We start from the raw sequence: 12,444 nt of genomic DNA, 5'->3' as shown, positions 1-12,444 counted from the left end.
GGAATGGGAGGAGTTCTACGGCGTTCACTGCGAGCGGTAGAGCGCAGCCTCGGCCTTGCGGCGGCGGACCAGACCCTTGAGGATGCGGCCGCCGGCGCGGTTCCACCGCGCAAATTCGGCAGCGGCTTCACCATATTTTCCTGCCCGGTGAAGGCGCAGCAAAGTCGAACGGGCAATCGCGCCCGTGTTGTAATGAAAGCTGACGAGGGCATCGAATTGCGCCTGCGTCGTTTGCGCATCGCCCAGCGCGGTTGCGACATCGCGCGCGTGACGGGCGACATCCTCCTCCAGCCGGTTGTCGCATTGCTCCTGCGTCCAGACCGTTCCGGGACCGATGCCTGGCCCGGTAGCGCCCCAGCCAATCGTCCATGGATCGGCTCCGGTGCCCGGGTCGGGATAGGCCTTGACCAGGCCATCCTGCCGGATTCGCGCGCAGCCTTCGAAATCGCGGATCAGCCGCAGCCCGCGCTCGCTGACGCCGCGCCCTTGGAACAATTCACCCGAGGGTGAGGTTGCGGCGCTGACAGCGTCGATTGCCGCGTCAAGCCGGTCGACCTCGGACTGGCGGAACCCGCGGCCCAGAATTTTGCGGATCGTATCGAAGAGCGGTTTGCGGTTCATAGTGTGGCCTCCCGGGGAAACGAGGCCGCTTTGCTAGGCACCAACCGGCAGAGTAGGAAAATGCTTTCGCGCATCGAAAAGGCCGCCCGGTTGCCCGGACGGCCCTTTCTTGCCGAACCCTAAGGTCCGGTACGGATTGGCTCAGAACTTGAACGTTGCCGAAGCGCGATAGGTCTGGGCGTTGGCATTGTCGCGGGCGATCGTCGTGTCCACACCGATACCGAACTGCGCGGGACCGCTGTTGAACTTGGCGGAAATGCCCGCTTCGGCCCAGAACTTGTCCTGGCTGTTTACCGGGAAAAGCACACCGGGGCCGGTGCCGTTGGCGAACTGTGCCGAAACGGCGAACGGTCCGTCTTCGTATTCATGCACGAAGTCGACATTGGCATCGAGCTGGAGACCGGTGGTGACCTTCTGATAGTCGAAACCGATCCGGCCCTGAAGGCTTTCGAAATCCTCGCGGTCGATGCGCAGGGCAAGCGGGCCGCCGGTTTCCTCGATCACGTCGAGCGAATGGTCGACATAGCGCACTTCGATACCGGGCGAGATCGTGCCGAACGCGCCCTCGATGTCGTAGGAAATCCCCAGCGCTGCGCCGAGGCCGCCATCGCCGCTGTCGCTGGTAAGCGTCTGCGTACCGCCGCCGAAGGCGATGGTGCGCGTAGTGTCCAGATCGACATCGGTAACCGTCAGCTGGCCATCGACCACGAAGCCGTCGACGGTCTTCACGCTGCCGTAGAGCGACAGGGCGAGGGTCGTCGACTCGGTCTCATTACCGAGCGAAACTTCGGAATCGAGATCGGAATACTGCGCCGAGATGCCGATCATCGAGTTCTCGCCGGGGAAGTACTCGATACCGCCGCCGAAGAAATAGCCATCGACGTCGGTGTCACCCCCGGTTCCGGGCATGGCCGCGCCGCTGCCCTGCATCAGGCCACCCGCGAGATAGATGGCGACATCTTCGCGAAGCCCGCTTTCACGCACACGCGTCGGTTCGTCGGCCTGGTCGAGACCCATGGCCACTGCCGAGATCGGCTGACTTCCCCGCGAGACGCTGAGCCCGGCCGTACGGATCGGGTTGCCCAGCGTCGCGATGGTGCCGCCCGAACTCGCCAGCGTCGATTCCCGCAGCCGAGAAGCGTTGAACGACTGGACCTGGTTGTAGGACTGCGCGACCATTTGCAGCGCGGCCGTCTCAGTCGTCGGTGCCCAGCTTTCGAAGGCGCTCTGGATCGCCGACTGGTCGGCGAAATCGAGCACGTTGTACAGCGCTGCCAGAGCCGCATTGCCGCGGTTCTGATCGAGCAGCTGCGCATAGCCGCGCTGGACGGCATCGTTCCGATCGACCACCGACCCATAGCTGCGAGCCAGGATTTCCATCAGCACCGCAGTGTCGGTGTAGGTGAAGTTCTGGTACAGGATCGCGGAAAGATCACCGGCGTTGAAGGTGCCCGTCAGGCCGCCATCGGCGGTCAGGATGGTGAACTCCTGCCCCAGGCCGACACCCGGTTCCAGGACACCTGCACCCACGGCCACGACGCCGCCAAGCGACGCTTCGCCGGTGATTGCAAGCAGGTCGGACGTGTTGTCCGGCCCAACATCGATCATCAGGGTCGAGCCCGACGAAAGTACGGCCGAACCATCGATGGTCAGCGTATCGATCCCGCCGACCGTGCCGGGCGAGATGGCTCCCATGACGTTGGTGACGAACGGCGCGGTAACCGTTCCGCCGCCCTGCAGGGCGCCGCCGAAGATGGTGTAGTCACCGACCGAGTTCAGTGCGCCATCGACAGTGATGGTGCCGCCAAACTGGCTGATGTCGATCAGTGCAGTCAGGCTGCCGTCCGCGGTGATGTTCAGGCCGGCAGAACTGCGGACCGTCAGACGGTCGATCGTCACATCGCTGCTCAGCGTGGTCGTGCCGGCATTAGCCAGCGTCACATCGAAATAGCGCGGGTCGACATTGACGTCGGCGTCGCTGCTGACCACCGGATCGATGTTGTCGGGTACGAAGCCGGTCGCACCGGGCAGGCCGTTGTCCAGCGTCGGGTCGGGAAGCGCGGCGTCCGAGAATTCGGGCGTGCCGCCGTCGCTCGCGTGGGGGGCGTTTTCGGCGAACTCGGGGCCCTGGTTCTGCGCCTCGTTGGCATTGATCAGGCCGCCGCGGCCGACCGCCGAAGCATCGACGGCGTCGGGATTGGCACCCTTTGCGCCACCACCACCGAGTGCATCAAGCATGTCGGCATCGGCTTGGCCGATGCCCGACGAGATGGAACCATCGGAGTTGCGGACCGGGGGCGTATCTTCACCGGTCGCCAGATCCTGGCAGCCTTCACCCGGACCGTCGCCTTGCGGGTCGAAGCAGACTTCGCCCCACTCGGGCGAGTTGCCGGTGATGCCGGCCCCAGGCGAGGTAGGCAGGCCGTTAACGACCTCGCCATCTTCGTTGATGACGCGATAGACGGGATCCAGCGTGGTTTCCCAGTGCGAGGCGTCTTCCCAGTTGCCGTCGCCATCCTTCGCCGTGACGTAGCGGTAGGGATTGGTGGCAACGATGTAATCCCAAAATAGATACAGCGGCTGGTAAAAGCTCTCGGTGCCATAGCTGGAGAAAACCTGCGGTCCGAAGAAACGCGAACCACCGGAAAGAACACCGATGACGAGGTCTTCGTCGCTCAGCGTATTGTTGGCCGCATCGAGGATCAGCGGGCCACCCGAATCGCCGCCAGCGGTGGTGCCTTCGCGCTCGCGCGCTTCATCCTTGTACAGGTTGAAATCGAACGGATTGGTCTTGTTCGGATCGTCAAAGTCGAGACGATAGAGGTTCTGCGGCAGGTCGGCAGGACCGCCAAACAGGAACGTGTTGCGTGAATCGAATGAGGTGAGCGCACCGATCATGTTCTCGGCCGACTTGCGTCGCCAATCGATCCCCAGGTTCGAACCGGTGGAACCCGAGCCGGTCGCGCCGTAGCCGGTGATGTTCACGTGATACCCGGTCCCGTCCGCATCGTCGATTGCCTCGGGCGTCGGCAGCGGCGAGAACAGCAGCGACCAGGTCGGCAGGTTCGCGGCTGGATCGGACAGGCTGGCGACGGCAATATCAGCCTCGAGGAAGCCGACCGCTTCGGGGCGCTGCAGCGACCGCGCATCGTAGTAGATGCGATTGACGTCGAAGACCGCGAGGTCGGGATTGCTGGCGAAGCCATTGCCAATCCAGTCGCGGAAGCCGGGGAGGGCATCGACATTGAAGGAGAAAGCCGAGCGAACCGTCGTGTCGTAATCGGTTTCCGGACGATCGTTCACGCAGTGAGCAGCGAACAGCACGGTACGCGGATTGATAAGCGTCCCGGTGCAAACGAAGCCGTCGTTGCGGAAGAACATGCCGACGCCGCTGAACTCCTCGTCGGTATCGACGATGTCGTCGGGAGTATAGTTGTCGTTCGGTACGATGGCGTGGGCGGGGGTGCTCAGCGCGACGGTCGACAAGGCAATGGTGGCGGCGCCGGCCAACAGGCGGCTGCCGTTACGATTGAACGTGGATTTCATGACGAAGGTCCCTCCAGGAATATTTCGCATAGTGGCGCGCCCCAAGTCGCGCATATGGTTACGTTTGACCCCAGTTGGACGAAAAGGAAAGACCGGTAACGTCCTCGGTTGAACCATTTTGTATGCCTGTGTTGCGCGAAGGACCCACCTTTTGATTGCGCATGAAAAAAGGGCGCCCGGATCGCTCCGGCCGCCCCTCTTCTATCCATTTGCTATCTAACGCCGATTAGGCGTCAGGCACTGTAGTACATGTCGAATTCTGCGGGGCAGGGCGTCGTTTCCACGCGCAGGACTTCGTCCCACTTCAATTCGCAGTACGCGTCGATCTGGTCCTTGGTGAAGACATCGCCCTTGAGCAGGAATTCATGGTCCGCCTCGAGCGCTTCGAGCGCTTCGCGCAGGCTGCCGCAGACCGTGGGCACGTCCGCCAGTTCGGCGGGCGGCAGATCGTAGAGGTTCTTGTCCATGGCTTCGCCCGGATGGATCTTGTTCTGGATCCCGTCGAGTCCGGCCATGAGCAGTGCCGAATAGGCGAGGTAGGGGTTGGCCATCGCATCGGGGAAGCGGAATTCCACGCGCTTGGCCTTGTCGCCCGCACCATAGGGGATGCGGCAGGCGGCCGAACGGTTGCGCGCCGAATAGGCGAGCAGCACGGGCGCCTCGAAGCCCGGTACCAGCCGCTTGTAGCTGTTGGTGGTCGGGTTGGTGAAGGCGTTCAGCGCCTTGGCGTGCTTGATGACACCGCCGATGTAGTACAGGCAGTTTTCGCTGAGGCCGCCATACTGGTTGCCCGCGAAGGTCGGCTTGCCGCCGTCCCAGATCGACATGTGCGTGTGCATGCCGGACCCGTTGTCGTCCTTGATCGGCTTGGGCATGAAGGTCGCGGTCTTGCCGTAGATATGGGCGACCTGCTGCACGACATACTTGTAGATCTGCAAATTGTCGGCGGTTTCGACGAGCGTTCCGAAGGTCACCCCCAGCTCGTGCTGAGCGGCGGCGACTTCGTGGTGATGCTTGTCGCAGGGCAGGCCCATCTCGATCATGGTCGAGACCATTTCGCCGCGGATATCGACTGCGCTGTCGACCGGGGCCACGGGGAAATACCCGCCCTTGGCGCGCGGACGGTGCGCCAGATTGCCGCTCTCATATTCCTTGCCGGTGTTGGTCGGCAGCTCGATGTCGTCGATGGCATAGCCCGAACCGGCATAGCCATCCTCGAACCGCACATCGTCGAACATGAAGAATTCGGCTTCCATGCCGACGTAGATCGTGTCGCCCAGGCCGGTGCTCTTGACGAAGGCTTCGGCGCGCTTGGCGGTCGACCGCGGGTCGCGTGCGTACAGCTCGCCGGTCGAAGGTTCGACGATGTCGCAGAAGACGATCATCATCGGTTCGGCGCTGAAGGGGTCGGTATAGACGCGATCGAGGTCGGGCTTCAGGATCATGTCACTTTCGTTGATGACCTTCCAGCCGGCGATCGACGAACCGTCGAACATCAGACCGTCTTCGAGCTCGTCTTCGCCCAGAACGCCCGCGACCATGGTCAGGTGCTGCCATTTGCCCTTGGGGTCGGTGAAGCGCAGATCGACCCATTCGATGCCTTCGTCCTTGATCTGTTTCAGGACGTCGCTTGCACTTGCCATTGGTATTGCCTCCGATTGAACAGGATTGGGTTGATGCGGGACTGGCGCCCCCGTTTTTTCAGATCGCGTCGTCGTCTTTCTCGCCGGTGCGGATGCGCAAGGCACCCTCGATCGACGAGATGAAGATCTTGCCGTCGCCGATCCGGCCCGTTTGGGCGGCGGCGGCGATGGCTTCGACCGTGCGGTCGGCGATGCCGGCGGGCACCACGACTTCGAGTTTTACCTTGGGCAGGAAGTCGACGACATATTCCGCCCCGCGGTAGAGTTCGGTGTGGCCCTTCTGCCGGCCGAAGCCCTTCGCTTCGGTCACGGTGATGCCGGACACGCCGATTTCGTGCAGCGCCTCCTTCACCTCGTCCAGCTTGAACGGCTTGATGATCGCTTCGATCTTTTTCACCTGGTGGTGTCCCCCGAGAATTCTTTGGCCCGTAGCTCACGAGGTTTACGCGCCGCGTCCGCACGTGTTCCAAGAACCGTGCCAAACGTGCGCAACGCGTATTTGCGTGAATCGGGGCGGTGGAAGTGGCTGTCGGTGCCCGAAGCACAGACAGGCGGTGCCTGTTTTTTAGGCAAGTGTCAGGCGCAGCCCTGCCGTTTCGGGCAGGCCGCACATCAGGTTGAGATTTTGCACGGCGGCGCCGCTGGCGCCTTTCCCGAGATTGTCGAGCCGGGCGACGAGCCGCGCGTGCGATCCGTCATCATTGCCGAACACGAACAGTTCGAGCGCGTCCGACGCGGGTGCATCATTGTCGAGCAGGAGTTCGGCGACCGGTGCCTTGTCGTGGACCGTAACGACGGCCGAGCTTTCGTAAAACCGATTGAGCGAGTCACGCAGGCTGTCGGCGTGCGGATTGTCGGCCATCGCTCCGAGATGCAGCGGGACTTCCACGATCATGCCGCGATAGGTCGACGCGACCGACGGTGCGAACAGTACCGGATGCGCAAGTCCCGCGTGGGCTTTCATTTCGGGCAGGTGCTTGTGCGCCATGCCATAGCCGTAAGCCATGAAGGCGAGTGCCCCGGCGGCTTCGAAACGCTCGATCAGGGCTTTTCCGCCTCCCGAATACCCGCTCACCGCATTGACGGTATAGGGCCAGTCGGCGGGCAGCAGCCCTTCGCGCACCAATGGTGCGACCAGGGCGAGGAAGCCGGTGGGATAGCAGCCCGGGTTGCTCACCCGGCGCGCCTCGGAAACGCGCTCGCGTCCGACCAGTTCGGGCAGGCCGTAGCACCAGCCTTCCGCAGTGCGGTGCGCGCTGGAGGCGTCGATAACCCGCGTGGCGCTGGTACTGTCGATCAGCTCGACTGCCTCGCGGGCGGCGTCGTCGGGCAGGCAGAGGATCGCGATATCGGCCTCGTTGAGCGCCTCGCGCCGCGCCGCGCTATCCTTGCGCTTGGCATCGTCGAGCGCCAACAGTTCGAATTCGGACCGGCCGGCAAGCCGTTCGGCGATTTCGAGCCCGGTTGTTCCGGCTGCCCCGTCGATGAAAACCTTATGCATCGATGACCGGTGCGAGCTGCCCGAGCCGGACATAGCCGCTGGGGCCTTCGGGGCCGCAGGTGATCCACGCCCAGTCGCCTGCGCAGTCGAGCAATTCTATTTCCTGTCCGGCGGGCAGGGTCGTGCCGTCTTCGGCATCGTCGCGCATGTTCAGCTTGAGCGTCGTGGGCGCCGCCCCGACAGCGCGCGGCTGCGGGATGACATAGTGTGCAGCGAGATAGGATTGCGCCAGCGCGATATGCGCCAGATCGCCGCGCAGGGGCAGCGTGCCCGGCGCAGGCTTGTCGACCGGGCCGTTCAATCCGACGACGCCTTCGGGAAGGGAATAACGGTCTGGGGCAGTCACGCTGTGTGCTAATTCCGGTTGTGAACGTTGCGGGCGCTTAGCCGCGCCGACGCTATCCCGCAAGCGGGCGGCCTTCAGCCTCCCCCGAAACGGGCCTGCAGCATGTGCCACGCGGCGCGCAATCCGTAGGCTTCGCCGCCCTTGGGCCGGCCCGGTTTAGCCTGCGGGCGCCAGGCGAATGTGTCGAAATGCGCCCAGTCGATCCCTTCGCCGACGAACTTGTCGAGGAAAAGCCCCGCCACGCTGGCACCCGCAAAGGCATTGCCATGCGCGTTGTTGGTGTCGGCAATGTCCGAGGTGAGCCATTCGCGATAGACATCGGGCAAGGGTAGGCGCCAGGGTTCATCGTCATGCGCCTTGCCGGCAGCGATCAGCGCTGCGGCGGTTTCGTCGCGGCGCGTCATCAGCGCCGGGTATTCGGGGCCGAGCGCCACCCGGGCTGCGCCGGTCAGCGTGGCGAAATCGAGGATCAACTCGGGGTTCTCTTCGCTGACCCGCTGCAAGGCGTCGCCGAGGATCAGCCGGCCTTCGGCATCGGTGTTGCCGATTTCGACAGTCAGTCCCTTGCGGGTTTGCAGCACGTCGCCGGGGCGGAAACTGTTGGAACTGATCGCGTTTTCCACCGCAGGTACCAGCAGGTGCAGACGCACGGGCAGATGTGCGGCCATCACCAGTCCGGCCAGCGCGATCGCATGTGCGGCGCCGCCCATGTCCTTCTTCATCAACAGCATGCCGCTGCTGCTTTTGACGTCGAGCCCCCCGCTGTCGAAGCATACGCCCTTGCCGACGATCGCGAGCACAGGGTCGCTTTCCTTGCCCCAGGTCAGGTGCATGATCCGCGGCGCATGATGGCGCGCGGCGGCGCGGCCCACCGCATGCACCATGGGGTATTCCTGTTCCAGCGTATCGCCCCTGGTTACCTCCAGCCTGGCCGCATGGGTCTTGGCCAGCGCTTCGCATTGCTCTTCGAGCGCGGCCGGGCCCATTTCCTCGGCGGGCGTGTTGACCAGATCGCGGATAAGGCACACCGCCTGCGCCTCGGCCAGCGCGCCGTCGATGGCCTTGACGTCCTTGGTGAGCAGAACGCGCGGACCGACGGGGCGTTCGGGTTTCTTGTAGCGGTCGAACACATATTGGCCGGTCTGCCAGCCATGCAGCGCTGGGCCGGGTTCGCCCCCGGCACGGCGATAGGTTCCTTCGGGAAGGCTTTCGGCCAGTTTCGCCATGCACCAGCTCGACAACTCGTCCGGATTGGCAACGCCGCCGACTGCGAACCAGCCATCGCCGTCGGGGACGATGCCGACCTGATAGCCGCCACCATCGAATTTCTGCGCATCCAGCGCTGCGCGCTGGCTGGCGGACAGGGACTTCTTCCATTCGGGGAAACCATCGCGATTGACGAGGTGGATGGAAATAGCGTCCTGGCCCCGGTCGGGCTGGATTAGCGGTTGCTTGTCGGCCATATTGTTGGTGCCCCAGATCAATTCGTTCTTCGCATAAGGAAACCGCGATGCGTGCGCCCCTGTTCCTGATTTCGTTCGCGCTGTCGAGTGCGGCCTGTTCCGGGACCGCCGGCGATCCCGGACAGGGCGCGGCGAGCCAGGACGAAAGCGCGGCTGCCGCCGAGGGTGCGGGCGGCGCTGCAGTGCCAGCCGAGGATTACGCGGAGGAAGAGGAAACCGAGCGTTATGTTTTCGAATATTCCTGGCCGGCCGCGGTTGCTGCCGAGGCAGGACTGGTCGAGGTGCTCGGGGACAGGGCACAGGGCATGAAGGCCGAAGTCGCCGCGCGCGCCGACGAGGATTGGAAGGCGGCAGGCGAGGGCGACTGGACGCCGCGCCAGCACAGCCTGTCCGAAGAATGGAAAGTGGTTGCCGACCTGCCGCGCTATCTCAGCCTGTCGGGCCATCTGGCCACCTATTCGGGCGGCGCCCATGGCATGTACGGCCTGCGTTCGCTGGTGTGGGACCGCGAAGCGAAGCAGGCGATGAAAGGCATTGCGCTGTTCAATTCGCCCGTTGCGCTGGAGCAGGGTCTCGGCCAGCGATTGTGCGATACGCTCAACGCCGAGCGGGCGAAGCGCCGCGGCAGCCCTGTCGAACCCGGCAGCGGCGACACGTTCGACGATTGCCCAGGGCTGGACGAAGCCAGCGTGTTGCTGGGATCGTCCAACGGCAAGACGTTCGACCGGTTGAGTGTCTATTTCGGTCCCTATGTCGCGGGCCCGTATGCCGAAGGCGATTACGAGCTCGATTTCCCCGTCACCGCCTCGGTGCTCGACGCGGTCAAGCCGGATTACGCCGACGCCTTCAGCGTAAAGCGCTAGTCCTCTCGCAATTCCGGCCACAACCGCCTATGTGGGCCACATGACCGAATATCAGGTAATCGAGGCGGATGAGACCGTCTATCGCGACGGCACGATCAAGCTGCACGGCGAAGCTGGCTTCGAAGGTATGCGCAAGGCCGGGCGGCTGGCCGCGGAAATCCTCGACGAGCTGACCGACTTCGTCCAGCCGGGTGTTACCACCGGTGCGATCGACGACAAGGCGCGCACCATGATGCTCGATGCGGGCGCAGTCCCGGCAACCATGGGCTATCGCGGCTATACGCACAGCTGCTGCACCTCGATCAACCATGTCATCTGCCACGGCATTCCCTCGGACAAGGCGCTGAAGGAAGGCGACATCGTCAATATCGACGTGACCCCGCTGCTCGACGGCTGGCACGGCGATACCAGCCGCATGTTCTTTGCCGGTGAACCGTCGATCAAGGCGCGGCGACTGGTCGATGTGACCTATGAATGCCTGATGCTCGGCATCGAAGCGGCAGGACGGCCCGGCGCGCGGCTGGGCGATATCGGCGCGGCGATCGAGGCGCATGCCCGCCAGTATCGCTACGGCGTGGTGCAGGAATTCTGCGGACACGGCCTCGGCCGGCTGTTCCACGACGCGCCCGAGGTGATCCACGCGGCGCGTGCCGGAACCGGTCCGGAAATGAAACCGGGCATGTTCTTCACCATCGAACCGATGATCAATGGCGGCCGCCCGCATGCCAAGATCCTGCGCGATGGCTGGACGGCGGTCACGCGCGACAAGTCGCTTTCGGCGCAGTTCGAACACTCGATCGGGATCACCGAAGACGGGGTCGAAATCTTTACCGAGAGCCCCAAGGGCCTGCACAAGCCGCCGTATTAAGCCTCGCGCGCTGCGCGCAGCGCGGCGCCAGCGATGAAGGGCGTAACCGCGCACAGGCCGAGGCTGATCGCCGCGGTGAGCAACAGCGCCGCAGGGTCGGGACGGCCGAGTGCGCCGGCCCCGAAAATCAGGATCGGCACGGCCAGCGGGATCACCATCAGCCCGGCAAGCGCCGCGCCGCCGCGCAGGCTGGCGGTGAGCGCCGCCACCGCGAGGCCCACGGCGGCGAGCCCTGGCGTACCAGCGAGCAGGCCGAGCAGGACTGTCCGGGTGGTGTCCGCGTCCAAGCCGAGCAATGCGGCGGCGGGCAATGTCGCCAGCAGCAGCAGCGGGGCGAAGGCCAGCCAGTGCGCCAGCAGGCGCGAGGCCATAGCCCATTCCTCGCTGATCCCGCGCAAGTGCAATTGGTCGAACACCCCCGCTTCGAGATCGCCCGCCACCAGCTTTTCGAGCGGGAGGATTGCTGCCAGCAGCGCCGCGACCCAGATGACACCGCCGCCGGTCCGTGCAAGCAGCTGTGCGTCGGGGCCGACCGCGAAGGGATAAAGCATCGCCACGGCTAGGAAGAACAGCAGCGGCAGGATGCCCCCGCCGCCGCGGCCGCCCGGCACCAGCAATCCGAGGTCGCGTCTGAGCAGTGCCGCTATCATGCTGCATACTCGGCGAGATCGATGATCGCGGGCGCAGGCAGCGCAATCGGCTGGTGCGACGCGGCAATAGCTACGCCGCCAGCCGCGCAATGCCGGGCGATAAGCGTTTCGAAGGCTGTCTGCGCCTGACTGTCGAGCCCGTTGAGGGGTTCGTCGAGCAACCAGATCGGGCAATCACGATTGAGCAGCCGTGCCAGCGCCGCACGTTTCTTCTGGCCGGTCGAAAGATAGCGCACCGGGACATCCATCAGCGGTTCGAGCTGCAACAGTTCGAGCGCGCGGCCAGGATCGCGGCATCCGTCGATCCGTTCCCAGAATGCGAGTGCCTGGCCCAGCGCGAGATTGGTGTCGAGTGCCAGGCGTTCGTCGACCAGACCCGCAGCGCCGGTCCGTTCGACCGCTCCTGCGAAGGGACGCAGCAGGTTTGCCAGGATACGGATCAGGCTCGATTTTCCCACACCGTTGGCGCCCACCACGTGGATTGCTTCCCCCGCTTCGCATGCGAAGGAGAGGCGCCGGAACAGCAACCGCTCGCCGCGACGGCAGGCGATATCCTTTGCGACGAGGCGAGCTTGCATGGGCGAGGGCGATAGGCAAAAGCCGCGCCAGCGACAAGCCGGAGGAGATTCGCACGCCATGACCGTCGAGCAGCTAAGCGAAGAAGAGCGCAAGACCTGGCTCAGCGCCTTGCCCGAGTGGTCGCTGTGCCGCGACGGGAACGCGATCGAGCGCACGTTCGAATTCGGCGATTTCTCCGCGGCCTTCGCCTTCATGACGCGTGTCGCGTTGATCGCGGAAAAGCGCGATCACCATCCCGAATGGTTCAATGTCTACAACCGGGTGGAAATCACCCTGACCACGCATGACGCCGGCGGTCTGTCGCTGCGCGACGTTAAGATGGCGCGAAAGATCGACGCGCTGTCTGCCTGACATTCTGGGCACG

Annotated in this window: 12 protein-coding genes; 3 read left to right on the top strand and 9 right to left on the bottom strand. The window is 64.2% G+C overall.

The window, feature by feature from the left end:
* Positions 1-24: 24 nt before the first annotated feature.
* The 7 genes from SJY12_RS07360 to SJY12_RS07330 form a co-directional block, all read right to left on the bottom strand.
* Positions 25-621: a lysozyme gene (locus SJY12_RS07360; protein WP_397504929.1), complete on the bottom strand. Its 597-nt coding sequence runs from the start codon at positions 619-621 to the stop codon at positions 25-27.
* 141 nt (positions 622-762) lie between these two features.
* Complete coding sequence (locus tag SJY12_RS07355; RefSeq protein ID WP_397504928.1) at positions 763-4,167, bottom strand: autotransporter domain-containing protein; 3,405 nt, start codon at positions 4,165-4,167, stop codon at positions 763-765.
* Between the two features lie 233 nt (positions 4,168-4,400).
* Positions 4,401-5,810 carry a type I glutamate--ammonia ligase gene (gene glnA / locus SJY12_RS07350; protein WP_050600761.1) on the bottom strand — a complete coding sequence of 470 codons (1,410 nt, stop codon included), beginning with the start codon at positions 5,808-5,810 and terminating at the stop codon, positions 4,401-4,403.
* A 58-nt stretch (positions 5,811-5,868) separates the two neighbouring features.
* Entirely contained in the window at positions 5,869-6,207 is a 339-nt protein-coding gene (locus SJY12_RS07345; protein ID WP_050600760.1) for a P-II family nitrogen regulator, read from the bottom strand.
* 168 nt (positions 6,208-6,375) lie between these two features.
* Positions 6,376-7,311, bottom strand: a complete 936-nt coding sequence (gene argC, locus SJY12_RS07340; RefSeq protein ID WP_397504927.1) for an N-acetyl-gamma-glutamyl-phosphate reductase — start codon at positions 7,309-7,311, stop codon at positions 6,376-6,378.
* On the bottom strand, positions 7,304-7,657 hold the full coding sequence (locus SJY12_RS07335) for a hypothetical protein (RefSeq protein WP_397504926.1): 354 nt from the start codon (positions 7,655-7,657) through the stop codon (positions 7,304-7,306). Before SJY12_RS07335 ends, argC begins: the two co-directional genes overlap by 8 nt.
* Positions 7,658-7,731: 74 nt before the next feature.
* Complete coding sequence (locus tag SJY12_RS07330; protein WP_397504925.1) at positions 7,732-9,120, bottom strand: leucyl aminopeptidase family protein; 1,389 nt, start codon at positions 9,118-9,120, stop codon at positions 7,732-7,734.
* Positions 9,121-9,167: 47 nt separating this feature from the next.
* On the opposite strand from SJY12_RS07330, the gene SJY12_RS07325 reads away from it, so the two are divergent.
* Together SJY12_RS07325 and map are read left to right on the top strand one after the other, a co-directional pair.
* Positions 9,168-9,983 (top strand): PdaC/SigV domain-containing protein, encoded by an 816-nt coding sequence (locus tag SJY12_RS07325; protein ID WP_397504924.1) that lies wholly within the window; start codon positions 9,168-9,170, stop codon positions 9,981-9,983.
* 40 nt (positions 9,984-10,023) lie between these two features.
* The gene (gene map / locus SJY12_RS07320) at positions 10,024-10,851 is read left to right on the top strand and encodes a type I methionyl aminopeptidase (RefSeq protein ID WP_063512227.1); all 828 of its coding nucleotides are present in this window, start codon (positions 10,024-10,026) and stop codon (positions 10,849-10,851) included.
* On the opposite strand, the gene SJY12_RS07315 is transcribed toward map, so the two are convergent.
* Positions 10,848-11,501, bottom strand: coding sequence for a heme exporter protein CcmB (locus tag SJY12_RS07315; RefSeq protein WP_397504923.1), 654 nt, complete (start codon positions 11,499-11,501; stop codon positions 10,848-10,850). The two genes, map and SJY12_RS07315, sit on opposite strands and share 4 nt — an antisense overlap.
* The gene (ccmA, locus tag SJY12_RS07310; RefSeq protein WP_397504922.1) at positions 11,498-12,079 is read right to left on the bottom strand and encodes a heme ABC exporter ATP-binding protein CcmA; all 582 of its coding nucleotides are present in this window, start codon (positions 12,077-12,079) and stop codon (positions 11,498-11,500) included. The genes SJY12_RS07315 and ccmA overlap by 4 nt, the downstream gene beginning before the upstream one ends.
* A gap of 58 nt (positions 12,080-12,137) precedes the next feature.
* On the opposite strand from ccmA, the gene SJY12_RS07305 reads away from it, so the two are divergent.
* The gene (locus tag SJY12_RS07305) at positions 12,138-12,431 is read left to right on the top strand and encodes a 4a-hydroxytetrahydrobiopterin dehydratase (protein ID WP_050600752.1); all 294 of its coding nucleotides are present in this window, start codon (positions 12,138-12,140) and stop codon (positions 12,429-12,431) included.
* Positions 12,432-12,444: the final 13 nt, after the last annotated feature.

The sequence above is a fragment of the Qipengyuania sp. R86523 genome, assembly GCF_044596365.1.
GTDB lineage: Bacteria > Pseudomonadota > Alphaproteobacteria > Sphingomonadales > Sphingomonadaceae > Qipengyuania > Qipengyuania citrea.
The sequence above is the reverse complement of the archived record's forward strand: the minus strand, read 5'-3'. Positions and strand labels throughout refer to the sequence as shown.